The sequence below is a fragment of the Spirochaeta dissipatitropha genome (assembly GCF_054657935.1).
The window spans coordinates 258,704-284,393 of the sequence record NZ_BAAHXT010000001.1 but is presented as its reverse complement, the minus strand read 5'-3'; the positions used below and the strand labels follow the sequence as shown (position 1 = coordinate 284,393).

Annotated in this window: 20 protein-coding genes; 9 read left to right on the top strand and 11 right to left on the bottom strand. The window is 50.4% G+C overall.

The window, feature by feature from the left end:
* Window positions 1-7 precede the first annotated feature (7 nt).
* On the bottom strand, window positions 8-292 hold the full coding sequence (locus ACYQ2L_RS01175; RefSeq protein WP_460050173.1) for an RNA-binding regulator: 285 nt from the start codon (window positions 290-292) through the stop codon (window positions 8-10).
* A 333-nt stretch (window positions 293-625) separates the two neighbouring features.
* Here ACYQ2L_RS01175 and ACYQ2L_RS01170 point away from each other — a divergent pair, with 333 nt between their 5' ends.
* The gene (locus tag ACYQ2L_RS01170; protein ID WP_460050171.1) at window positions 626-1,093 is read left to right on the top strand and encodes a hypothetical protein; all 468 of its coding nucleotides are present in this window, start codon (window positions 626-628) and stop codon (window positions 1,091-1,093) included.
* Window positions 1,094-1,221: 128 nt separating this feature from the next.
* On the opposite strand, the gene ACYQ2L_RS01165 is transcribed toward ACYQ2L_RS01170, so the two are convergent.
* On the bottom strand, window positions 1,222-1,953 hold the full coding sequence (locus tag ACYQ2L_RS01165) for a FecR family protein (protein WP_460050169.1): 732 nt from the start codon (window positions 1,951-1,953) through the stop codon (window positions 1,222-1,224).
* A gap of 31 nt (window positions 1,954-1,984) precedes the next feature.
* On the bottom strand, window positions 1,985-3,271 hold the full coding sequence (locus ACYQ2L_RS01160) for a hypothetical protein (RefSeq protein WP_460050167.1): 1,287 nt from the start codon (window positions 3,269-3,271) through the stop codon (window positions 1,985-1,987).
* A gap of 131 nt (window positions 3,272-3,402) precedes the next feature.
* Here ACYQ2L_RS01160 and ACYQ2L_RS01155 point away from each other — a divergent pair, with 131 nt between their 5' ends.
* Entirely contained in the window at window positions 3,403-6,087 is a 2,685-nt protein-coding gene (locus ACYQ2L_RS01155) for a CHASE2 domain-containing protein (RefSeq protein ID WP_460050165.1), read from the top strand.
* 51 nt (window positions 6,088-6,138) lie between these two features.
* Here the strand turns inward: ACYQ2L_RS01155 and ACYQ2L_RS01150 are convergent, their stop codons facing one another.
* The 7 genes from ACYQ2L_RS01150 to groL form a co-directional block, all read right to left on the bottom strand.
* Window positions 6,139-8,934: a hypothetical protein gene (locus ACYQ2L_RS01150; protein WP_460050163.1), complete on the bottom strand. Its 2,796-nt coding sequence runs from the start codon at window positions 8,932-8,934 to the stop codon at window positions 6,139-6,141.
* Between the two features lie 9 nt (window positions 8,935-8,943).
* Window positions 8,944-11,187 carry an amino acid permease gene (locus tag ACYQ2L_RS01145; protein ID WP_460050161.1) on the bottom strand — a complete coding sequence of 748 codons (2,244 nt, stop codon included), beginning with the start codon at window positions 11,185-11,187 and terminating at the stop codon, window positions 8,944-8,946.
* 96 nt (window positions 11,188-11,283) lie between these two features.
* Complete coding sequence (gene secF, locus ACYQ2L_RS01140) at window positions 11,284-12,348, bottom strand: protein translocase subunit SecF (protein WP_460050159.1); 1,065 nt, start codon at window positions 12,346-12,348, stop codon at window positions 11,284-11,286.
* A complete protein-coding gene (gene secD, locus ACYQ2L_RS01135; protein ID WP_460050157.1) occupies window positions 12,348-14,078 on the bottom strand; it encodes a protein translocase subunit SecD in 1,731 nt (576 codons plus the stop codon). Before secD ends, secF begins: the two co-directional genes overlap by 1 nt.
* A gap of 23 nt (window positions 14,079-14,101) precedes the next feature.
* Window positions 14,102-14,449, bottom strand: coding sequence for a preprotein translocase subunit YajC (gene yajC / locus ACYQ2L_RS01130; RefSeq protein WP_460050155.1), 348 nt, complete (start codon window positions 14,447-14,449; stop codon window positions 14,102-14,104).
* A gap of 101 nt (window positions 14,450-14,550) precedes the next feature.
* Window positions 14,551-14,856 (bottom strand): hypothetical protein, encoded by a 306-nt coding sequence (locus ACYQ2L_RS01125; RefSeq protein ID WP_460050153.1) that lies wholly within the window; start codon window positions 14,854-14,856, stop codon window positions 14,551-14,553.
* A 98-nt stretch (window positions 14,857-14,954) separates the two neighbouring features.
* A complete protein-coding gene (gene groL / locus ACYQ2L_RS01120; RefSeq protein WP_460050151.1) occupies window positions 14,955-16,619 on the bottom strand; it encodes a chaperonin GroEL in 1,665 nt (554 codons plus the stop codon).
* A 210-nt stretch (window positions 16,620-16,829) separates the two neighbouring features.
* On the opposite strand from groL, the gene zwf reads away from it, so the two are divergent.
* Window positions 16,830-18,308 (top strand): glucose-6-phosphate dehydrogenase, encoded by a 1,479-nt coding sequence (zwf, locus tag ACYQ2L_RS01115; RefSeq protein ID WP_460050149.1) that lies wholly within the window; start codon window positions 16,830-16,832, stop codon window positions 18,306-18,308.
* Window positions 18,305-19,300 (top strand): glucose-6-phosphate dehydrogenase assembly protein OpcA, encoded by a 996-nt coding sequence (locus ACYQ2L_RS01110; protein WP_460050147.1) that lies wholly within the window; start codon window positions 18,305-18,307, stop codon window positions 19,298-19,300. The genes zwf and ACYQ2L_RS01110 overlap by 4 nt, the downstream gene beginning before the upstream one ends.
* Here the strand turns inward: ACYQ2L_RS01110 and ACYQ2L_RS01105 are convergent.
* A complete protein-coding gene (locus tag ACYQ2L_RS01105; RefSeq protein ID WP_460050145.1) occupies window positions 19,294-20,775 on the bottom strand; it encodes a flagellar assembly protein A in 1,482 nt (493 codons plus the stop codon). The two genes, ACYQ2L_RS01110 and ACYQ2L_RS01105, sit on opposite strands and share 7 nt — an antisense overlap.
* 36 nt (window positions 20,776-20,811) lie before the next feature.
* Here ACYQ2L_RS01105 and ACYQ2L_RS01100 point away from each other — a divergent pair, with 36 nt between their 5' ends.
* The 5 genes from ACYQ2L_RS01100 to ACYQ2L_RS01080 are packed head-to-tail and all read left to right on the top strand — an operon-like array spanning window position 20,812 to window position 25,680.
* The gene (locus tag ACYQ2L_RS01100; protein ID WP_460050143.1) at window positions 20,812-21,282 is read left to right on the top strand and encodes an arginine repressor; all 471 of its coding nucleotides are present in this window, start codon (window positions 20,812-20,814) and stop codon (window positions 21,280-21,282) included.
* 24 nt (window positions 21,283-21,306) lie between these two features.
* Window positions 21,307-22,359, top strand: a complete 1,053-nt coding sequence (argC, locus tag ACYQ2L_RS01095) for an N-acetyl-gamma-glutamyl-phosphate reductase (protein WP_460050141.1) — start codon at window positions 21,307-21,309, stop codon at window positions 22,357-22,359.
* Between the two features lies 1 nt (window position 22,360).
* The gene (gene argB / locus ACYQ2L_RS01090; protein ID WP_460050139.1) at window positions 22,361-23,152 is read left to right on the top strand and encodes an acetylglutamate kinase; all 792 of its coding nucleotides are present in this window, start codon (window positions 22,361-22,363) and stop codon (window positions 23,150-23,152) included.
* Entirely contained in the window at window positions 23,139-24,401 is a 1,263-nt protein-coding gene (locus ACYQ2L_RS01085; protein WP_460050137.1) for an aspartate aminotransferase family protein, read from the top strand. The genes argB and ACYQ2L_RS01085 overlap by 14 nt, the downstream gene beginning before the upstream one ends.
* 1 nt (window position 24,402) lies before the next feature.
* Window positions 24,403-25,680, top strand: a complete 1,278-nt coding sequence (locus ACYQ2L_RS01080; RefSeq protein WP_460050135.1) for an argininosuccinate synthase — start codon at window positions 24,403-24,405, stop codon at window positions 25,678-25,680.
* The last annotated feature ends 10 nt before the right edge of the window (window positions 25,681-25,690 follow it).

Below are 25,690 nucleotides of genomic sequence, written 5' to 3'. Positions count from 1 at the left end.
TCTAGGCCTAGTAGCGACGGGGTCGGCGCTGTTGAGCACCTTCTTCCCGAGGCTGTGCTACGTTTACACGCAGACGACGGCCTTCAATTTCGTACTCGTTCAATGCTTCAATTGCGGCTTCAGCAGCTTCAGCAGTTTCCATTTCGACGAAACCAAAACCTTTTGACTGACCAGTCTGGCGGTCATAAATAATGGTAACAGAATTAACTGTTCCGTGAGCTTCGAACAGACCTCTCAAGGTCTCTTCGTTTGTGCGGTAATTCATATTACCGACATACAGTTTGTTGGACATACACCAATCTCTCTTCCCGGATCCATGTCCGGTCTTTGATTTTTCCACGCAACACGTGGAACTTCGCGTTCTTGAGGTGCTTCCTTACTGTTGGGAACATCGAAAACGGCTGCTCGGCGAGAAAGAAACGGAAATCAAAAAACACGGCACTCTCCTCGTTCTCACAGAATGAGGAGCGCACTATTTACACTATACCCAATTAAACATTAGGTCAAGCTCAAAATACGTCGGCTCAGTGAACAATAGGCAATTATCAGTATGATGATACAGAATACTGGCATAAGAAATGGATTTACGGCCGAAAATGAATTATATATTAAACAGGAGTATGTTATGAAAAAGTATTGTCTAATTGGACTGGTTCTTATATTAACCACAACAGGACTGACCGCACAAAGCGCGGCCGAAACGATAGATACACTGCTTGGACAGGACAGTATCAATCTTACAGACGCTGCCTATGTGTTCCTGGGAGCAGCAGGACTCATAGAGTCCGATACTCCTCCTGACGCTGCACTGCGGATGCTGAGAGACCTGGTTCCGTATTACGCAGAGGCCGATGCAGATCTTGTTATAACCTCAGCTCACGCCGCCCTTATTGGAGTCAAGCTCTTCGATGTATCCCCGGGTATAATGCTGAGGCTGACAGGATCTCCCCGCTATGCATACCGGGATGCAAGATACCGGAGAATTCTTCAGGGCAGTAATAATCCGCAGAATTTAATCAGCGGTCCTGAATCACTGCAGATAGCAGGTCGATTTGCGAGCTATGTAGAGAACAATCGTCCGGCACGAATGTAGGAAAACCGAAGTACTGCATCTGCAGCCGCAGATGGATCAGAAAAAGGCCGCTGCCGGAAAAAATCCGTCAGCGGCCCTCCCATTAAAGGTTCCTTGAATAATTCAATTCATCTCTTCCTGGCGGTTCCTTAGCGGAATTCAACCACAAGAGTACCATACTCGATATCCGGTTCATTCAGAACGTTGTCGAATACAGTCGAGACGGTATCATCATCATCCGAACTACCGCCTTCATCGCCGCCCCCTCCGCTTTCCTGCCTGACACTGGTGTCATGAGAAACGCGGTTATCCTCCTGCGCAGCCTGCCGCGGCGGTGGAGGGGGAGCATTGTCAACAACCCGGGAGCGGTATCCCTGGGGAACGACTGAACGGCGCCCACGAAGATTAGCAAGCTCGACCACACCTGTCGTGACCTCAAGATTGCGACCGTCAAAGCTGAAACTGGTACCACGGACTGCCGCAGTAGCAACCGGACTGCGCAATCTGAAATCCTGCCGGCGGTCTTCTACACGGCGGACATCAGCCCGCACACGGCCAACTTCAAGATATACGTCGCTTTCAATCACACCCTGCTCTTCAATGAGATCCTCGATCGTCATCCTGGACAGGGCTTGCACCTCAAGGACCGCAAGACCAATTTCCAGCACAGCCGTGCTCGAAAAGCCGGTCGAAATAGTACTTCCGACTGTGATCTCATCACCGTCAAACAAGGGTTCCCAGGCTCCGCCGTTCACACGGACTTCAACCGTTCCGGTAACCCTGCGGGCCACAACCGGTTCAGCGATCTGTGCCTGCAGTACAGTGACTGCCAATAGAAAAAACAATACAGAAAGAAGACTTCTCCTCAATTGTACTCTCATATTTATCCTCCTGCTTCACGTAAGGAAGCTATTAAAGCGATAATGAAATATCCAGAGCCATTTGCCAGCGAATGAAATTATTTTCGAATGCTGCCCCGGGGAGGAATACACCTCCGCTCAGTCTGGTTCCAAGATCAGGAAACGGACGGAATGAAACCCCTGCTCCGATTTCTGTGCCTACATAAAGCTGATCAGAGTCTGGACTCAGCTGTCCCATAACCGTGTTACTCTCATCTGTTCTGAATGCAATCGTGGTATGTGCGCTGGTCTGCATTTCCTGCAGTATTATAGCAGCACTGTCTCTGAATGGGTTAATTGAAGCCCTCAGCCTGCTGCCGAAGGTACCCCCGATGGCAACAGGACGTACTGACACAACGTTCTGGACATGCATTGACCGATATCTGCCGAGGGCAAAGGGGCCAAGCTCTGCATCATGTCCAGCTCCGCTGGCATACCAGCCGCGGGCTCCCAGAGAAAATCCCTTGAATGCCGGATTGATGTACGACACATCGAGTCTACCGAGATACCCAAGGGTATTAACCTGATCAGCATCCTCTTCAATCCGCTGCTGAAACATCAGGTTTCCAAGTAGATCCAGGCTTAGATTGCGGCCGAGACTCTGATTCAGAAGAAGTCCAGCATACTGGGAATTCACCTGTATATCTGCATCATCAACGAGTAAATGGTTGAAATCCATCTGGGCAAGCCCCTCAATGGATGCTGTAAAGCCAGGTAGTAACTCCGGAAATCTGACGCCGGTTCCGAATACTGCCCTTGGACTGCCACCATAACGCTGCCCTCGTTGCTGCTCATCAATCGGTGAAATAAACAGACTTGAATTGTGGCCTGCTATCAATCCGGTATAACCGCCGAAGACTCTTAGATCAAGAAGTCCTGAACTCAGAGTAAGCCGTGCACCATCCTGAGTGTGCCTGAACACAGTGCCGTTCCAGTCCTGTATCGAAAATCGTCCAACACGATACGCAGCACTGAACATGGCGAGATCAACTGAACCAAACATATAAAGCTCGTCCAGTTCAAAGGTATTTCTGTAGGTCGGCTCACCCTCTATAAACTCGAGACCATAACGGTACCAGGCACGCCAGGACAGGCCAACCGGTACATCTGCCGGATTCCTCAAGCCCCAGAATGTGACTGTCTCGGAGTTGAACAGATTCAGACTGCTTTCACCCTGCTCCGCTGCTGAAGCAGAACGGAGCAGTCCGAGTGAAGCATCAACGGACAGACCTATATCAAAGCTGTGCAGACTTATGCCTGCAAAAAACAGCGTTACGCATACGAAGATTCGCTTTTTCATTTGCATTCTCCACCACCTTCCTCTTACACTACTATATATAGTACTCCATTTTTCAAGGGGTTTCTAATTCAAAACGGCAGAATGGAAAAAAAATGACTAAACAACGCATAATTTTGCTTATTCTTTGTCTGATGATTCCTTTGGCCCTCTCATTGCTCATACTGACACCGAGGTTCAGGAATATAGATTACATGTTTTACGATACCCTGCTGGGTATGAGACGGCCCGTTCAGGAAGCGCCCGAAATACTGCTTCTGAATGTCGATGATGACTCGATAGCCCGGGTAGGCACCTGGCCCTGGAGCAGATCAGTTCTGGCAGACGGACTGATTCATCTGGGCGAGTTCGGGGCACGAATGGCTATATTCGATATAGAATACGTCGACCCGAGCCCGATGGGAGTCGCGCCTACGGTTCTGAACGAGGATTATCCACGCACCCTGTTCGGTGCCTTCGGAGAAATCAACCAGAATATCAGTGATTTGTTCAGAGCCCTGGAAAGAGGCATGATTCCGCTTGAAGAAGCCGAAACCTTCATTGCTCAGCTCGTCACCAGAAACGAAGACCACCGTGAACAGCTTCTTGATGCCGCCCGCGCGATTGCCCGCGATAACGACCTGTACCACGGGCGGGCAGCCCTGCTCTACGGCAGTGCCTACTACACCAACACCATGATAGACTCCGAGAGTTCTCTCAGCAGCGATGAAGCCATCGCCTTTGCCAGAGAGAACTTCAACGTTCCCAGGCTCTCGGTTGAAACAGAGAAAATCAATTTTGCAGAAAACATACAGCCGGTAATTCTTCCCATAGGCTCAAGGTCTGCCGGTGCCGGCTTCCCCGATGTCCCCATTGATACAGACGGGGTCCGGCGACGAATCAGACTTATTCAGACCGATAACCAGGGCTATTTCGGTCAGCTTGCCCTGAGACCGCTGCTTGATTTCCTGGGTCAGCCGAATGTGTACTTCCGGGACCGCGAAGTACTGCTTGAAGACGCAGTCTTTCCGGACGGGAGCAGCAGAGACATTCGCATACCGCGAACCGATGACGGTACCATGCTGATCACCTGGCCACCGGATCGATTTGACAACACTTTCAGACAGCTGAGCTACTCGCGCATCTTCGAGCTGGATGAATTTGAGGCAGAGCTTGTCAAGGGACTTGAAGATTTCGCCCAGGCGGGCATGCTCAGATACCACCCGGGAGGCAGAGATCTCTTGCCATGGTATTACGATCTTCAGGATATCCGCTATGAAATGTTCGAGTATGAAGACCGTGAGCTTTACAAGATATACATCGAACAAAGATCTCTGTGGTATGATGCTGTCATCGATTTTCTTCATGATGATACGTTGGCTGAATTCCACGCCGATGTTGACAGAATTCTAGCCAGAGAAGATCTCGCCGAACATCTGCGAACCGAGTATTCCGAGATACGGCAGGAAAATTCAGATTTATTCGATACCATCCAGCATATAGCTTATGATCTGGCAGAACGACGCAGCCGGTTATTTGATGAACTGGACGGCGTCATTGCCATTATCGGCTGGACCGGAGTGAGTACCACTGATATTGGTCAGAACCCCTTCGACGAGAGGTATATGAACGTCGGCACCCATGCTGCAGTGGCCAACACCATACTGCAGCAGGACTTCCTGATTGAACTGCCCTACTGGATAAGCATTATATTAGGATTTGTACTGACCATGATTACCGGCCTGCTGGTGCGTAATTCTTCGGCTCGCAGGACCATGATTACCGGACTTATAGTGCTTCTGGCCACAGTATTCTTTATCTGGCTGCTGTTCACTGTGTGGGGTGCCTTTCTGCGGCCTGCAGTACCTGTATTCAGCATTACCCTGGCCCTTATCGGAATCTCGCTACTGAAGTTCTACTTTACAGAAAGTGAAAAGCGCTATATCAGCGGAGCCTTTTCCCGTTACCTCTCCGAGGATGTCATAGCGGAAATCCTCAACGATCCCTCCAAGCTGAATCTCGGTGGTGAGAAACGTGAACTGACCGCAATCTTTACCGATGTAAAGGGATTCTCGACTATTTCGGAAGTTCTGGATCCGCAGGATCTGGTCAAGCTGCTCAACCGCTACCTCAGCACCATGAGCGATCTTGTCCTGGAACTTGGCGGGACTATCGATAAATACGAGGGCGATGCGATCATTGCCTTTTATGGAGCACCTCTGCTCATCCCTGACAATGCCTACCGTGCATGTCTGGCCGGGGTTCGAATGAAACGCGCTGAAGCCGAACTAAACAGGGTTTTTGCCGAAGAAGGATCCGCACCTTCACCCCTGTTGACCCGCATAGGCATTAATAGTGGAGACATGGTAGTCGGCAATATGGGCACCGAACGGAAGATGGACTATACGATTATGGGGCACCATGTAAATCTGGCTGCCCGCCTTGAGGGTGTCAACAAACAATACGGCAGCTGGATTCTGGCATCGGAGAACACGGTAAATAAGGCCAAGTCTGATATGCCGGCCGAAAATCCCCTGCTCTTCCGATTGCTGGACAGGGTACGCGTCGTGGGTGTCCGTGAACCAGTACGTCTGTATGAGGTTCTGGAAGAACAGAATCAGTGTGATGACAAATTCCAGAATATGCTGAAGGTGTTTACCGAAGGCCTGCAGCTCTTCGAAGCAGCAGACTTCACTAAAGCCAAAGACGCCTTTAACGAGGCTATTCAGCTCCGACCTGAAGACGGCCCTTCCCAGGTCTACCTGGCCCGCTGCATAAAATATATGGAAACACCGCCCCCGGAAAACTGGGACGGAGTCTTCTCACTTACCCAGAAATAATCACCATATCCCGGCCCTGCTTTCGTACATGCGCAGGGCCGGATAAAATCATTAAAAAGCAATATCAAAGTAAAGCTTGATATCACCACTGAGGCCCGGATCGAATTTCTCGCCGGGTCTTATTCTGAAGTTCGCGCCGAAGACCGGCCGCAGCTGTCCGGAGAGCAGCTGCCAGTTCAGATTCATTTCTGTACCGGCATACATTGCCTGCTCCCAGCTAAAAGACGGGCCGTCATCTGTAAGACCTGCATACCAGGCTGTCTGAAGATAGACAGAGCTGCCCAGGCCGGTTACACCGCCCCAGGGCACCCATTGATCGAATACCAGAAGCGGCATTCTGTACAGCAGAGTAGTCCTGAGCTTGGCCTGAAGATCGGTATCCAGATACCAGGTTGCTCCTCCGCGCGGCAGGAGCGCAGCCCGCATGTCACCAGACAGACTCGCAGCAAGATCTGCATCAGCCTGGAGGACATGAAGGAACCAGGGCAAGCTCCTGCGCAACGACAGACCAGCCCTGGGCCGTAAATCGTAAGCAAACGTATCCCGAAAAAACTCTACAGGAACCGCAAGATCAAGACTGGCGGAATACGCATCCGAGCCATACATTGCCGCTGAGGCTGCATGCCTGGATCGTCGGTAGCCAATCCCGATATTTGGCTGGACGAGATAATAATGATCCGGTCCAGTAGATACACGCATGACCCCGGCAAGCCCGCCGCGGGCAGAAAGATCAGAACTCCAGCCAGGAAACTGCCGGTAGCCGAGTATGCGGGAGGTATTTATGCTCACAAATGAATCACGGAAGGCTCCATCCGGATAATATGAGCTGCCTGCACGGTAACCTGTATGTCCCCATGAACGCTGCTGCAGATACTGAATATCGAAATCCGGCTGATTTTCTGCGAAATTATAAAGCAGGGAAAGAGAAACGTGATTCCTCCCCAACGGGCTTGCCATGGAAACATAGATCCCCGGTAGCACATGCGGAATTCCATCCGGCCGACCACTATCTTTGAGCGCTATATTTGGAGCCCACATTCCAAATAAGGGCATATCACGATAGTTTTTAATCCGGACATCACTCTCCTGCACTATAGCCATTGCGGATGCTGGCGCTTCATCTTCAGGCCAGTCAACAATGCGGGAGTCAAGCTCCTCGAGCTGCAGACCACGCAGGGTATAGCCTTTATGCCGGAATACGGAATATACCAGCCCATCCCCTGCTTCCTGTGCCCCGAACACCCCTACTGGATCATCCAGCAAGGCAGTAACTGTGCCTTCGAAATATCGGTACAGAACAAGACTGTCGTTCAGATCCGAGCTGAAGAGAATCGAACCATCAGCCATGTTTCTCGGCCTGTAGATCGCTGCCTTGCTGAAAGGCAGGAGACGATCCGGTTCTCCTCCGTCCAGTGGGATCCGTACTAATGAACTGTGACCTCGAACAATTTCGACTGCAGTAACGAATTCTCCCCTGCTGTCTATCTGCGGCTCATACAGGCTACCATTATCGGTACGGTAGATTTCCCGTACGGCAGCATTTTGCGTATCCACCTCAACCAGCACATAATACGGACCACGAGCTGACAGAGCCACTATCCGTCCATCCGAGGAGACAGAGGGCTGCAGAAGATGCTGCTGACTGGTCAGCTGAGTGATAACCGCGCTGTGCAAATCGATACGATATAAATCAGAATAGCTCTGGGCTGCATGCGCCGTACCACCGGGATGCAGAGGGTCACCATTGATTGTCGAGAAGACAGCGTACTCACCATCTGGATGAACCGAAAGAGAGGCAGCATCGCTCAGTCTGCCTATGGTATAGCGCTCCTGGACCTCAAAATCAGAAGAATACCGGGTCAGTGTACTGCCGGTGTAAAGTCCCTGCTCATAGCCCAGCCAGCCGCCGCTGGCAGGCTGAGGGAGATGAATATTGCTGCGTGCAGCAGGTATGAGGGACTGCCCACGCTCCTGACTCATATCAAATTCTGCAAACTCCAGTTCCAGATCTGCAATCATGTCCTCATAGAGACTGCCGAAGGATTCACCGGTACCGCGCCAGATTGCAAAGCCGATACCGAAAAAGGGCCATCGCACGAAGCTTCGATTAATATCTGCAAATACATTTTGGCCAAAACGTCGCATGAGATAGTCAACAAACAGATAACCACCCATATATGGACGGTCTGCAGGTTCAAAGGGGGACCAGTAGCGCATCTGATAACGGTGCCACATTTCTTCTTCAAGAATGAAGGCACGGTAGCGCTGGCGGAAGACAGCTGAATCACCTCTACCCCCGGCAGTCATTGCGGTTTCGGCATACACCGCTATTCCTTCAATCCACCAGGTTGGCATAAATGGAAAGTTTCCTGCCTTGAGATCAGGCCCGAAGATATGTGAAAGGAAGCCAGGAAGTCCATATGGGGCTGTCATATGGACATAGTGCACCAGTTCATGCAGGTAGAGTATTTCAAGCCAGCTCTCATCCCGGCTCCCCAGAAAGCGCTCTGAAGGGCTGGTAACATAAAGACTGATTCTATGTGGAAAGGCAGAATAGAATCCGTTGGCAAAGGCTGTCCTGTCCGTAATAATTACCGGCACCAACTCGGTCGGTCGATAGCCAAGTAACGCCGTGACCTCGTCAAAGATTCTATCTGCGAAGGACACAAGCTCCAGCGCGGCTTCAACATCCTGATCTTCGAAAATAATCCTGGTATACCTGGTTTCAATCTGACTCCAGCCCTGGAACCCGGCAGCGGTGTCAGCCCATTCTGCTGCAGCATGAGCTGTTACGGTCAGGCAAAATAGAGCCAGACCAAGCATGAGAGCTCTCGATGTTTTTTTCACATGTATCTCCTATTCTTCAAGATCCAGGATATGCGCCGCCTTCACAAACAGCATTTCCGGCATTTTTTTGTAGGGCTCGAAATTTTTCTGAAACAGAAATTGATCCAGGTTAAACATTCTGGCCAGGTTTCCAGCTGGTTCACCGGGGAGACCAAGAAAAACAAGGGAGGCATCTTCGCTTGTTCGGCTAACAGTATCGTGAATAGGCTTGTCATCGGCATCAATTATCAGAATCTCTCCATGAAGCCTGGCTGTACGTAGCAATTCTTCCATTTCATGCTGTGCATCTGCTCTATTCTCTTCACCCCACAACTTCCGGAGAAATCTGAGTTCTGATTTTTCCAGTTTATTCTTCTGTTCGCTGAAATTGATTACATGGGCAAGCAATGCCATGAGGTTACCGTTCTCGGCACCCTTCCACCAGACATCTATCCGGTTCTTACCCCCGGCCCGCGCATCCACATCGCGTCCATCCGGCTTGTAGAGCAGAACATGTTTGCTCAACCGCAGGCTTTGCTCGATTATCGCTGCAGCATCAAAGCGGGAATCAACCGGTAGCAGGACAGTATTGGTACCAAAGCCAGCCGGCGGAGCGGCCTGAATCATTCCCATAAGGAGTGGATTGATTTCCTCTTTCCAGTAATACAGAATCCCGGCGCCGTCTTCTGTCTGTACTGCCAGCTCGGCATCCATTTCCTTACTGGCCACCAATCGATGCTGAGAGACAATACCCTTTGATTCAATCAGCCGCATGGACATTCGATTGATACCTTCGATCTGGGACGGAACGTCATTGAATGCGAAAGCTCCGACAATCGGTCTCCAGTTCTTGGTTCCCTGAATAATGGTTGTCATTTTTCCCTGAAGCAGATGCAGAAAGGCAAACAATGCACCCCACCAGACACCCTCCAGGCGATTCTGGGTCTTGTATTTCAGCAGGAGCATGAAAATACCGATCTGGACTGCCGCAACCGCTATACCTACAAAAAGATTGAACATAGCAACTATAGCCAGACAGAGAACAAATCCATAGAGAGAAATAATCCAGTGTCCCTTTGAACTGGGACGAAAACTTGGATTGCCGCTCGCTCTTTCCAGGAAAGCAGAAAAATTGACCCAACCGTATACTATAAGAAAACAGATACCAACTATGAGAGAAACAAAGGCGATATCGCCCGACCAGACAATACCTATGGTAATCAGAAAGGTGAGTACCGTGGCTAATCGGGGCTCACTGCCCCTGGCTGTAAAATCTCTACCGAGGAAGCCAAGAAAACGAGGAAGAACATTATCCTGAACCAGGGCCTGCATGGTACGGGGCGCGGTAAGAAAATAGGACAGAGCGCTGGAACTGGTTGCAAGAAGTATGCCGGTAATCAATATAAGAGGCAGCACAGGAGTCTGGGCAAACAAATCGAGTGTGGATACTGCAACTCCATTTTGCGGCAGCAGCAGCTGCGGATTTACAAAGCCGAAAATCACCGTAACCAGGCCATAAACCAGAGTGGTGACGGCTATTGCTGCAAAGGTTCCCACAACAAGGCTGCGCTGCGGGGTTTTAAGACTGCCGCTCATGCCAACCCCTGCATCAATTCCGGTTACCGCGGGAAAGAAAATTGCAAAAGCCGCTGCAAATCCTATTCTGGCACCTGCGCCATAGAGATTCGGCTCTATAGTGAATATTGCTGCTCCGTCCAGTTGAGGATTGAGCAGCGGAGCGATCATAATCGCTGCAATTGAAACTACGAGGACAACAAGAATCACCATCTGAAGCCTTGAAACAAAATCGGCCCCGGCAATCGCAACCGCAAAGGATATAAGTGCAAAAAGACTGGCAATAATCTGTTTACGCTGCAGAATCGTAAGGCCAAAGGTCTCACTGATTTCAATTACAAAAGGAAGCTGGCGCAGCAAGGGTTCAATAGGCTCTGCAAAACCAATGCAGTAGAAGCCGATTGAAACAGCCTGGGCAACATAGATCTGTATGCCGATAGATCCGCCAAAAGCGCGTCCCAGCGATTGTTTGGATATTGCATACATGCCTCCCGGACCTATATCTGACAGATTCGTCGCCGAATCAGAAATAGAGAACGCCGTTGCCAGGGTCGCTGTATTTGCCAGAAGAACAATTATAAGCATGTTCACCATACCTACCTGCCCAACCAGGAGAGGTAGAATGAGAAACAACACAGCGCCAAGAATCGCTTCAAAACTGGGGACGAATACCCCGCTGAATGTGCCGAATTTTTTCATTAATCTACACTATGGCTATTTATTGAAGCAAGTCAAGCCAAAAAAAACCCCCTGCGTTTATGCAGAGGGTTTATACGATAGTTTACAAGAATGGAATTACTTCTTCTTGCCTTTTTTGCCTGCCTTGGCGGCACGCTTCTGGGCCATCTGATCAATAATCGCTTTCTTTTCGCTGAAACTGACCTCGTTGTCCGAGCCCTTTGATTCGGCCGCTCCAGTATTGCTGGAACCACTTGAGTTCATACCGGACACAGCAGCTTTCGCTGATTTCCTGCTCTTTGCCTTTTTCCGTTTGGCGAAAGCCAGCAGCACAGGACTTGCGACAAAGATCGAAGAGTAGGTACCGACTACGATACCAACCATCAGATTCAGAGCAAAGAGCTGAATCTCACCGGTTGCGAACACGAAGATCGAACCGACTGCCAGCAATGTGGTAATCGATGTAATAAGAGTACGAGTCAGTGACTGTGATATTGATGTATCAATCACCTGCTGGTACGAGGTCTCCCGGAGAAGACCTTCGTTCTCACGAATACGGTCGAAGATAACAATGGTATCGTTCAGAGAGTACCCGATAATAGTCAGTACTGCCGCTATCGTGGCGGTTGTAACCTCAAGCTGGAATGCCCCGATAAAACCGAGCATTACAATTACGTCATGCGCCAGGGTTACAATGGCGGAAGCAGCATAGGTCAGACGGAATCGGAACCAGATATAGGAAAGAATGAGTCCCAGTGCTCCGACAACCAGCCAGAAAGCGTTTCCGGCAAGGTCGGTACTGAATCTCGGGCCTACATAAGCAACCTCAAGCTGTTCGACAGATCCGTAGGCCGCTTCAAGCGTCTCCAGAAGACTGCTGCTCATATCAACACTGAACGTAGTGCTGCCGTCATCCTGCGCGCGAAGCATAAAGGTCTGCTCGGCAGGATCCCCGACCATAACAGCTGGAATATCCGTCAGAGATAAAATAGTATTGCTGACGTCATCTGCTGTCAGATTCTGACCATCAAGACGTACCTGCATTCTCAGCCCCGCCTGGAAATCGATACCCAGGTTGAAGCCGTCATTCATAACTGTCATGCCAATGCCTGCAATAATTACAAGCAGAGAAACAACCAGCGCAAGATAGCGGTATTTAGAAAATGGAATTACACGCTTCATTATACACCCCATCCAATTCTGAGCTTTTTGCGCTTGAACACATCCGTCCCCACATCAAAAATGAGACGCGACACATACAGAGCAGTAAACATGGAACATACAATACCAACTGCCAGAGTAATCGCGAAACCCTGAATCGGCCCGGTACCAAGCTGACTGAGGAAAACTGCTGCAATGAATGTGGTGATGTTAGCGTCCATAACCGTCCAGAAAGCTTTCTGATAACCAGCCTCAATAGAAGCGGCGGCAGACTTTCCGAGACGGTATTCTTCGCGAATACGCTCATAGATAATTACATTGGCATCTACTGCCATACCAACGGTCAAGATTATACCTGCAATACTTGTCAGCGTAAGCGTAAGGTTGAACGCTGAAAGCAGTGCCATAAGGAAAAACAGATTCAGAAGCAGCGCAAGCACCGCTACCAGACCAGCCCTGCGGTAGTAAAGTATCATAAAAATAACAACGAGCGAGAATCCCACCGCAATAGACATAAGCCCCATCCGGATCGCCTCGGCCCCGAGACTGGCACCGACGCTGGTCTGATTCATAACCACCAGGTCAACCGGAAGTGCAGCGGTACGAAGTACAGTTGCAAGGTCGTTGGCTTCTTCAACGGTAAAGCCGCCAGAGATCTGCACGTTACCTGTAGGAATTTCCTCACGGATAACTGCGTGGGAGCGTGCTCGATTATCCATAACAACTGCCATGGATTCGTTGACATTCTCACGGGTCAGATCGGCAAAAATACGCCCGCCTTCTGAATCAAGAACGAAGTTGACGGTCGGCTGATTGGTTATCTGACTGCGGCTGACCTGCGCCTCGACGATGTGTGATCCATCGAGACCGAACTCCTGGATATCTTCCTTGATTACGATCCAGCGCTCCGTGCGGTCTACACCGTAGGCATCGCGGGTAACATACTCGACAATTCTGGTTCCGGCAGCAATAAAATCAGGAACACCGTCCAGATCAGGATTCCAGCCGGGATTCCGACGCTGAAGATCCATGAGCCGGTCTGTCGCCTCATTATCAACAATATGGAAGTTCAGACTTCCCCGGCCCATCAGGAATGCGTTTACCCGGTCCGGATCATCATCACCCGGAATATCGATTGCAATGCGATTATCATCCTGCCGCCTGATCTGAGGCTCGGTTACACCGAACTGATCGATACGGTTGGTAAGTATTTCCACCGCAAGATCAATTGCATCGCTGACTTCTTCGCTTGTGGGCTGCCGACCAAGACGGGTGGCAAGGCTGTCGCGGTCAGCTTCAAGCGTTACGCTTACCCCGCCGGACAGGTCAAGACCCAGTTCGATAATACGGTTTTTACGTGCTTTCAGATCAAGAATTGTTCTGCGATGATAGTCCTCGAGGATTTCATACAGATCATCCTGTCCACGGAAGGCCGACAGCAATGCTGTCGCAGTCCATTCTGAAGGCCGGTCCATACCCATAGCCCGATAGTTTGCCCTGGCAGCACGTACAGCATGAGGGAATTCATTGCTGAAATCCTCTGTACTCCCCGCCTGGGCAGCTGCAGTCAGCCGTTCGACCTCATTACGGGCCTCCAACTGTGCATAATTTCTGACCTGTACCCGTGATCCAGCAGCCAGCTCTTTCATATCCTCAGGCACAAAAAAGTACCAGTCAATAGTTGGATACAGAAAGAACCCGGCAATAATCACAAATACCAGGATCAATAGAAAGCGGAATCTCTTATTCATTTTTCTTCAGCTCCAAACTGGTATTAAGCGTTATCGGAATTCCCTTTGGAACTCAGTACGCTGGAGATAGCCGATCGGTTGAACTCCATTTTGGCATTCTCGTCGACCTTTAGTACGACGCTGTCTTCTTTTACGGACGCTATAACGCCTCGAATTCCACCGATAGTAACAACACGGTCACCCTTTTTAAGGGATTCCTGCATATTGGCCTGCTCTTTCTGCCGTTTGTTCTGCGGACGCAGAATCAAAAAATAGAAAATCAGGAATACAAGACCAAATGTCACCACGGTCATCATCAACTGCCCGCCCTGAGCGCCTGCTGCTGGTGCAGCTGCCTGCAATAGCGGGAGACTAAATATACTTTGTCCCATGATTCATCTTCCTTCTCGTTAGATTCAGTCAAAGTACCACACTATGAAAAGTGCAGTCAAGGATTGATTTATGCCAGCCAGTCCTGTTTATACAGTCCAGACTATACTAATACCACTTTTTTAATGCCTTCAGGAACACGATATACCCCGAACAAGCGCTTCAGCTGATCTACTGACTGTACATCAATAGTAGTTCTGGAGCGGAAGGTACCAACGAACTGCTCGATTTTATCCTTGTCATTATCATAAATTACCGAAGCAAACGCACTCCGGTACAGACCTTTCTCAAGGAGTTCGTCTGCAGAAAGTCTGCCGAAGCGCTTTTTACCGCCCTTGTCCACCATGGCGGACATTCCTGAATATCCAATCGTGAAAATAAAGTCTTCCCTTTTCATCTCGTGTTTCATTATATCATTCTACACAGTGTTACAGGATTAAAAAAGCCCCCGACATGCGGGGGCTCCTTGCGGTGAACAGAAATATGAAGGGTTCACACGCGGCTTGATTACATCATGCCGCCCATTCCGCCCATGCCACCCATTCCACCCATGCCGCCCATTCCGGCAGCACCTGCACCTGCATCATCCTTTTCAGGAAGATCGGTGATAGCACACTGGGTTGTGAGAAAAAGACCAGCAATAGAAGCAGCATTTTCGAGAGCAGATCGGGTTACCTTGGCAGGATCGATGATTCCGGCCTTCACAAGATCAACCCACTCGAGAGTGTAGGCATCGAAACCGATTCCCTTCTTCTCGTTTCTTGCACGCTCGGCAACAACCGCTCCGTCCAGTCCTGCGTTATGAGCAATCTGACGGATAGGCTCTTCGAGTGCACGCCGTACGATTGCATAGCCAACTTTTTCTTCCTCATCGAGGTGTGAAATGTCTTTCTGCCCGAGCACTGCGGCAACCTGAATCAGGCTCAATCCACCACCGGGAATGATACCTTCTTCAATCGCGGCACGTGTTGCTGACAATGCGTCCTCAACTCTGTGCTTTTTCTCTTTCAGTTCTGTCTCGGTCGCAGCACCTACATTGATTACTGCTACACCGCCTGCCAGCTTGGCAAGACGTTCCTGAAGTTTCTCACGATCGTAATCTGAATCAGTTCCATCAATCTGTGCCTTGATCTGAGCAATTCGATCCTTGATGTCGGAAGCTTTTCCATCACCATTGATAATGGTAGTACTTTCCTTGTCAACCTTGACCCGCTTGGAACGTCCGAGCATGTTCATGTCGGCATTTTCAAGCTTGAGGCCCAGTTCTTCACTGATAACCTGTCCGCCTGTAAGGATTGCAATATCCTCAAGCATGGCCTTACGGCGATCGCCGAAACCAGGAGCCTTGACGGCTACAGCCTGCAGGGTTCCGCGGATGGTATTCACTACCAGGGTAGCAAGGGCTTCACCATCAACATCTTCAGCAATGATCAAAAGGGCTTTATTAGCCTGTGCAACCTTTTCCAGAACCGGAAGCAGTTCCTTCATGTTGGAAATCTTCTTGTCGTAGATCAGGATGTAGGGATCGTCGAAGGTCGTGGTCATGTTGTCACGGTTGGTAGCAAAATATGGAGACAGATATCCCCGGTCAAACTGCATACCTTCAACAAAATCAGTTGTGGTCTCGATAGTCTTGGACTCTTCAACGGTAATAACCCCGTCCTTGCCTACCTTCTCCATGGCACCGGCTATTTCCTGGCCGATTTCCTTGTCATTGTTTGCAGAGATTGCAGCAACCTGTGCGATCTCTTCCTTGTCCTTGATGTCTTTCTTGAGCTTCTTGATCTCTGCAACAGCATCAATTACTGCTACGTCGATTCCTCGCTTGAGCGACATGGGGTTAACTCCAGCGGCAACCCGCTTGAGCCCTTCAATGACAATGCTGTGCGCGAGTACTGTAGCAGTGGTTGTACCGTCACCAGCAACATCATTGGTTCGGCTGGCAACTTCCTTCACCAGCTGAGCGCCCATATTCTCGAATGCATCTTCGAGTTCGATTTCCTTGGCAACCGAAACACCGTCCTTGGTTACAGTCGGGGCACCGAACTTTTTGTCCAGAAGGACATTTCGTCCGCGCGGGCCAAGCGTTACTTTTACTGCACTTGCGAGTTTATCAACTCCCCTTAGCAGCGCTCTGCGCGCTTCTTCGTCAAACTTTAGCTGTTTCGCCATAAGTCTCTCTCCTTACCTTTATATGGTGTCTTGGATTATAAAATCGGATATTTCCTGCGGAAAGATACTAACAAAATCACCAAGCATCAAGCGTTTTCTTTCAAAAAAAAAACATTCACTGATACAGTGAAGCCCGGTTTTTTATCTTCAACAGGGAATAACCATATTATATCGTTTGATTTCCTGTTCAAGTCATAGCATATTTAGAGCATGAAGCAGAACCCTTTCATGCAGGGGCTGGAAACATATCGCGATACCCGCCCCTTCGTTATGTATATTTTTGGAGCAACCGGTGATCTCACCAGAAGAAAACTGGTTCCCGCCCTGTATTCGCTTTACCAGAAGGGATACATAACCCGCTTCAGGCTCGTTGGATTCGCCCGGCGCCCCTGGAGCAGTCAGGATTTCCGGGATCGTATGTCGGAAGCACTGGAGAAGCATTCAGGCAGTAATGAACTGAAGGCCCGTTTTCTTGACAATCTGTTCTACATATCGTCCAACTTCGATGATCCGGCAGGGTATGCTGAAATCAAACTCCTGAATGAAGGCTTCAAGCACCGGATGTTCTACCTCTCCACTCCCCCCAATGTCTATCGAGATATTATTACCAGGCTCGGTGAAAGCGGCCATCATCAAAGTCCCAATGGATTCAGTCGTATTATTGTTGAAAAACCTTTTGGCAGGGATCTTTCCAGTGCCACCAGTCTGAATCAGCTTCTGGGCAAATATTTCTCCGAAGAACAGATTTTCAGGATAGATCACTACCTCGGCAAGGAAACCGTGCAGAATATAATGATGCTGCGTTTCGGGAATTCGATTTTCGAACCAATCTGGAACAGAAACCACATCGATCATGTACAGATTACAGTCGCCGAGAGTCTGGGTGTCGGTACGAGGGGAAATTACTATAACTCGGCAGGAGCGCTCAGGGATATGGTTCAGAATCACATGTTCCAACTCCTGAGTCTTATTGCCATGGAGCCCCCCTCCTCACTCGGCGCTGAAGCTATACGATCAGAAAAGGTGAAGGTGCTGCAGGCCCTGCATCCGATCACATACCGCGAAACCGGGAAATATACCGTCAGAGGACAGTACACCGGCGGTTTCTCGGAAGGAACTGCGGTTCCCGGATATCTCGAGGAGGACATGGTCCCGGATGATTCCTATACAGAGACCTATGCCGCACTCCAGGTGTTTATCGATACCTGGCGTTGGTCCGGCGTACCTTTCTATCTGAGAACAGGCAAGCGGCTTGCGCAGAAGACAACCGAAATTGCCGTGTACTTCAAGGACCCGCCTCTGTCATTGTTCAATCCGGTGGACAGCCAGCATTCACAGAACATACTTGTAATCAGAATTCAGCCAAACGAGGGAATAACACTACACGCGAACGCCAAGATCCCCGGCCATGAAAATGCAATGCGTCCGGTAAACATGGACTTCTCCTACGGATCCGCCTTCGGTGTTAAAAGTCCTGAGGCATACGAGAGGCTCATTCTTGATGCAATCCTCGGAGAAACAACGCTCTACACAAGAAGAGATGAAATTGAGGCCGGCTGGAAATTTATTACCAGAATACTTCGGGGCTGGGAAAACGACACCACCCCGCCGGCACCATACCCCGCAGGATCTTCAGGACCGGAACTTTCCAGAATTCTGCTGGGTGAAAGGAAATGGAGGAAAATATGAGCATCGTTTTGATACCGGAAAAAATCGAGAACGAACTGAGACGCCTCCAGCAGGAAGCCTCGCCTTACGGTTCACGGGCCACACTGTTCAACCTCGTTGTATTTACCCGGCAGGAAAGCCAGGACCGGGCCGAGGAATTCTATTCCGGCATGTTTGGAAAGCGCACCGCCCGGGTAATCAGAATCCAGCGAAGCTCGAACGAAGAGAGCAGTGTTTCAGTCTCGGCAAGATGCAGGGAAGGCGAAAGCGGTGAAGCAATCTGCTTTCAGGAAATACTCATTGAATGCGGCCGTGATGAACTCGGCGCTCAGCCTGGCGCATGGACCCCACTGCTTGTCCGGGATATTCCCGTTTTCGTGCTTTGGCTCGACCGGGTAGTCGGAAACGAGGATATTCTGTCAGCAGCCGTGGGACATGCGGACAAGGTTATATTTGACAGTGATTTCCCGCTCAGTCCCCAGGATCCTGTAGGAGAAATGTTCAGAATTTATCTTGATCAGATCGCAGATGAACATGTTCTGATAGCTGACCTTGCCTGGAAGCGCGGTCTGCCTGTCAGGAAACTGACAGCCTGGGCGTTCAACCGGGAAGAAAGCCTGCCGCTGGCGGAAAAAATCAGTGCAATACACATTGAAGGCGGACGCAAGGCTATGGTTCAGCTCTATCTCCTGTGGATTGCAGAGCGCATGGAGTGGACAATCGATGGACCGGGCATGCGCAGCCTCGACGGACGCAGTATTCAGGCAGAACACCATAATGAAGGACCCGTAGAGGACGGTATCGAGATAAGAATGACACTGACTGATGGTCAGGAAATTATACTGAGCGGTGCCCCGAACGGCTGCGGCGATATTGAAATCCCCGGCATGGACGCAAGCCCGAGAGTTTTTCAGTCAGCCAGTGATGCAGAGCTGCTGCAGGAAGAAACCGACTATCTCTATGGAGACAGGACCTACCTGCCCAGCCTCCAGCAGTTACGCCTTCATCATTGATCATCTTCCCCGGTTTCCAGTTCCTGAAGCCGGGGATATACGGATCGCTCGAATTTGCTGTACGTAATTTTTCCACTCGTCGCATCCAGTGAAAACTGTACGGACTTGAGTGTCTCCTTGACAACGTAATAGGAGCGGCATATGTAGATCACGGTTCCCGGATACACAGAATCCCGAACCGCGACAATCGCCTGTTCATTTGCATCCAGATGAACGAGAAGATCCCCGATCTGCTGCTGCATTTCGTTTCGTTTTTCTTCAAGCTCCCTCATGCGGCGGTCTATTTTCTCGTTTGGATGCTGCTCGCGGTACATCCGGAGTTTTGCAATTCTGCTGACTATCCGCTCCACCTGCTGCCGGATATTCTCGATCTTGCGCTCGGTTATAAAATTGATACCTGCCCATACGGTTACTTTCCCCCCGCGTGGACTGCCGAGACTGTGAACAAACACTCCGTTGCCGGCAACTATCTCACTGCCGACGACTCTGGCCTTGTCGCCAAAAACAACGCGGTCAAGAGTACGCAGTTTGCCATGCAGACAACTTTGCTGCACATAAATTGCCTTGTGGGACTCGACCACTCCGTTTTCGACAAACCTGGCACGAACCCCAGCCTTGCTGCGCAGCAATCCACTCCCATGCCCCATGATTCCCGCATCGCAGATAACCCGGCCCTCGGCATAGACTTCTGTGACATCCAGGGTATCTTTGGAATGCAGATCGCCTCCGACCCAGATCTTGAATCCCGGTTTGACCTGCCCTGCAAGCTCTATATTCCCGGGAAAACGGATGTGTCCGGTGTGATACCCGATGCCTGCCGCAAGCTGTAGTGTCTCAAGAACCTCTATTTTCTTATCATCGAAGATGAGCTGACCGCCAACCAGGGCGGTAACCTTACCATCGTTCTCCTCAAGATTCATTCCGCAGACAGGCAGCGGCACATGCGGTTCCGGGGCTGGTATAGCCTCCCCGCCCACAGATCTGCCCTCAACACCGCTTCGCGCAGGAACTCTGTGAGCAACCTGATCGCCTTCACTGACTACGATAAAAAGATGTCGCTCACGCAGATCTATAACTCCGGAGTCACGCTGTACCGCACCGGGTACCGGATGACGCCGACGGAATCTGGCCTCAACCACAAGACGTTCGGGCAGCACTGCTTCGGGTTTGTCCCCTTCTGCTATCAAGAGACGGTTTATCGCTTGTTTACTGGTATTGCATGTTTCTACTGCTTGGCGGATTTCAAGCCATCTGATATTGTAGGATACGCTGTTCTGGAACAGAACTGCTTCTATATAGTCCATACTGAGATCCTGCCCCTTACCGACCGCAGGGCGAAAGGTTCCGAAAGCCTGCAAACCATCATCTGAGACTTCTACGGTAAAGACAGCATCACCAGCATGCGGTTTTCTCGGCTGAGCATCCATAATACCTTCAGTATCGGCTATAAACAGCCAAAACTCCAGTGAAAACATATTGCAATTTTATGCAAAAAATCCGAATATATATTCATGAAAGACCGCACACAGAGGTTACGTACGGTGAAAAAGCTCATACGAGCCAGCCGTATACGAAGCCAGGAAGTCCTGCTGACACAACTGCATAATGAGGGATTCATGGTTACCCAGGCCACACTCTCACGAGATCTGAAATACCTGCAGGTCGGCAAGGTCGCTGAAGGTGGTGAAGGCTACTATTATGCGCTCCCCAGTGACGAGGAACGCCGCGAGAACGAGAGAAATCACATTCATGATTTTCTTCGTGGGTATCTATCCATCGAATTCTCCAGTCCTGTAGCTATACTTCGAACCTTGACCGGCCACGCCAACAGTGTAGCCATAGCGCTGGACTGTCTGCACCTGGACGGACTGCTCGGCACAATTGCCGGTGACGATGCTGTCCTGCTTGTGCTGGCAGAAAATGTCCAGCGCAATGATTTTCTGCAGACTTTGCGGGATAGAATCCCCGGCTTTGAAGAATAAGCCGGATCACTTCAGGAGAAAAAAATGAAAACCGCTATAATCGGCGCAAACGGGTATATCGGAATGACCCTTACCCGACTGCTGCTTCAACATCCCCGGATATCAGATCTGATTCCTGCCTCACGCAGCCTTGCAGGCAGCCTGCTGACTGACTACGATCCAGGAATTCCAGAGTCCAGCCGAAATCTCGAACTCTGCAAGAGCAGGTTTGTATCGCCGGACGAAGTCCGTGATTTCAAGCCTGATGTTGTTTTTTCAGCCTTGCCGCACCTGACTTCAGCTGAGCTCTGTGCAGAATATATCGGGAAAATACCTGTTTTCGATCTTTCGGCAGATTTCAGGCTGAAAAGCGATGAACGATTCCGGACAGCATACGGCCAGGACAGACCATATCCTGAACTGCAGCAGCATGCAGTATACGGACTTGTTGAATGGTATCGTGAAGAGCTGAAAACGGCCGGACTCATCGCCTGCCCCGGCTGCTACCCGACAGCATCACTTCTCCCGCTGATACCCTTTCTGCGAGCAGGACTCATTGAGAGCCACATCCACATACATGCTATGTCAGGCCTGACCGGTGCAGGAAAAAAAGCCCAGATGAATCTACTTCTTGCCGAGCGCAGCGAGAACATGAATGCATACCTTCCAGGCCGAAGCCATCGTCACTGGAGTGAAATCTCACAGGAAATCGGAATATTCAATAAACCCGGCAATGAGCCGGAACTCCTGTTCACACCGCACCTCGTACCGATGAAGCAGGGTATGCTGGCAACAATCACAACCCGACTGAAGGACAACACAGATCTGGATCAGGATGCTCTTCATGATCTGCTATACAAAGCCTATGCCGATTCTGCCTGTGTCGAGGTTCTGAAGCCGGGAACACTCCCCATGACCAAATCTGTCCGGGGAACATCGCGCTGCCAGATCTCAATACAAAAAGAAGGCAGCAATCTGCTACTTTTCTCGGCAATCGATAACCTGTACAAGGGAGCAGCTTCACAAGCAGTTCAGGCCATGAACATCAGAATGGGATTTGAAGAGACCTGCGGGCTGCCGATATTCGGGGAGGTATAGCATGAGCGCACTAACGGATATCAGCAGAAAATACCGCTGTATTGTTATAAAAATCGGCGGCAGACCGGTAACCGATCAGGATTGCATGCGATCACTGGCCGATGAGATCGGGCAGCTGCTGAGAGCAGGCGTACAGGTAGCCCTTGTTCACGGAGGGGGCAGCCGGGTAACCGCACTGTCAGCCCTCCTGGGGGTTCAGGCAAGATTCACAGACGGGGTCAGAATAACCGGACCACAGGACATGAAGATAGCCGATCAGGTTCTTGCCGGAGAAATGAACACCGAGCTCGTCCGTCTGTTTCACAAACAGGGCATTCCAAGCATCGGATTGAATGGCTGTGACGCCGGCTTGTGCACTGCCAAAGCAGTTATTGAACACACAGGCACCGTTGCCGCCGTTAATCCCGAGATTCTGCATATTCTCCATGAATCAGGCATGTTCCCGATAATTGCTTCTGTAAGTCAGGACTCCCAGGGACGGCCCATGAATATTAATGCCGATGAATTCGCAAGAGGAATAGCCGAAGGTCTGAAAGCATCTGCTCTCGTATACATTTCGGATATACCGGGGGTAATAATTCACGGCAACATTGCCTCGGAACTCAGTGCAGGGCAGATTGAACAAGCCATTGCGGAGGACGAAATCCGCGATGGTATGATTGCCAAAACCCGCTCGGCCATTTCCGGTATTCAGGAGGGGATTGGCACTGTCTGCATCGGTGACTATGCTGTAAGCGGTCAGCTTCTTGATCTGCTGACAGGAAAAAGGGGGACCCACATTGGCACGTTTTGAAACCTCAAGCTTCGTGTATGAACCGCCGTTCCCACGTAATTACGGCAGTGAATTTCTGCTGCTTGATTACGGACGGGACTCGTATCTGTATGACACCCTGGGAAAACGCTACCTGGATTTCGGTTCCGGTATAGCAGTAAATTCCCTGGGTTACGGCAGAAAGGATCTGGCAAAAATCGCGGCCAGGCAGATGAAAAAACTGATTCATACCTCCAACCTCTATGCAACTGAACCAGCCGTTGATCTTGCCCAGAACATACTGAGCGACATCAACAGCGTTATTCCAGGCAGGCAGTATCAGGCAATTCATTTCGGCAACAGCGGGACAGAAGCCATAGAAGCAGCCCTGAAGTATGCCCGCAGATATGCCGGGAACAGGCGCGGAGCAGAAAACTTCGGCTACATATCATTCAGCAATGCATTTCACGGGCGCAGCATGGGGGCGCTGTCTGTAACCAGTACCGAGAAATACAAAACACCTTTTTACCCCCTGATTGCAGGCGTCCGTCAGCTGCCTTTTAACGATCCGGATGCTCTTCGTCAGGCCCTGAATGAGGACAACAAGGTTGCTGCAATCATACTTGAGCCGATTCAGGGTGAAGGAGGCCTCTCTATCGCCTCACCTTCCTTCATCTCAGCCATCCGGGAAGAAGCTGACAAGCATGATATCCTGGTCATAGCAGATGAAATACAGACCGGGATCGGCCGAACCGGTCGCCTGCTCGCCAGCCAGAACAGCGGACTTAATCCGGATATAATCTGTCTGAGCAAGCCGCTTGCAGGAGGGCTCCCTCTTTCAGCCACCATAATTACCGCAGCGATTAATGATGAAATACAGATCGGAGACCATGGATCGACATTCGGAGGCGGCCCGGTAACCACAGCAGTCGGAAAACGGGTCTGGAGCATAATCAATCAGCCCGGATTTCTCGGCAGCGTCAGGAACAAAGCTGCGGTGCTGGAAGGCGAACTCCGTAAAATATCCGCTGATTTTGATTTTTGCGGATCGATGCGCGGAGAAGGTCTTCTGGTAGGCCTGCCCATCGACCTGCCGGAGGCCAAGGATCAGCCGATAAAACTGATTATCGACCGCTGCCGTGAAAAGGGACTCCTGATCCTGCGCAGCGGAGAAAATCTGATCAGAATAGCACCGCCACTGACTATCAGCGATAAGGATATTCATAAGGGCACAGCAATTCTGCGCGATGTACTGAGCGAAATCAAGCAATCACAAAAAAGGAGCATGTAGCATGAAACAGACAAAACGTGAAATCAAGAAAATCGTCCTGGCCTATTCCGGCGGACTCGATACATCGATAATAATTCCATGGCTGCAGGAACAGTACAACGGAGCCGAAATCATCGGGGTCTGCACCAATGTCGGCCAGGATGAAGACTGGGGAGCAATGGAAAAAAAGGCCCTTGCCAGCGGCGCCAGCAAGCTCCATATATGTGATATCCGTGAAGAGTTTGCCAGGGACATGCTTTGGCCCATGCTCCGCGCCGGAGCAATCTACGAAGGCAAATATCTCCTCGGAACCAGTATTGCCCGCCCGCTGCAGGCAGCAAAACAGGTCGAGATCGCACTTGAAGAAGGCGCGGATGCGGTTGCTCACGGCTGTACCGGAAAAGGAAATGACCAGGTACGCTTCGAACTGACCTACAAGGCTCTCGCTCCGCATCTGGAAATAATCGCACCATGGAGAAGCTGGAACATTACCAGCCGCGAACAGGCAATTGAGTATGCCCAGCAGCATAATATACCGATCGGCAACATCTCCAAAAAGAACATTTACAGCCGGGACTGGAATATCTGGCACATGAGTCATGAGGGCGGCGAGCTTGAAAACACCTGGGAACGTCCACGTGAAGAAATGTTTATTCTCTCCAAGGCCCCCAAGGATGCACCAGACCAGGAAACAGAATTGATCATAGATTTTGAAAAGGGTCTCCCGGTCGGCCTCAACGGCGAGAAGATGGAGCCCCTGGCTATTCTGGAATATCTGAATAAGGTCGGTGGGGAAAACGGCGTAGGCCGTGCGGATATCGTTGAGACGCGACTGGTCGGCATGAAGAGCCGTGGGGTCTATGAGACTCCAGCTGGAACCATTCTGCATACCGCGCTGAGAGAACTCGAAATGATTACTATGGACTTCGAGACACTGGCAATGAAAAACCAGTTGGCCCTAAAATATGCAGAGCAGGTCTATGCCGGAAAATGGTACACACATTTCCGCGAAAGCATGGATGCCTATATAGAGACCGCCAGTCAGTATGCCACCGGATCAGTTCGGGTAATTCTCTACAAGGGAAGCGTTACGATTGCCGGCCGAAAATCTCCCTACTCATTATACCTTGAAGATCTGGCAAGTTTCGGAGAAAGTGCATATGATCATTCCGATGCTACCGGATTCATAAACCTCTATGGCCTCGCCACCGGTGTACAGGCAATGGTTCATGAGCGGAAGCTGCCGAATAAAGGTCCGGCCCGGGAGATGCGGGCTATGGCCGGATTTCACGAAAAATAAACCCCGCTGG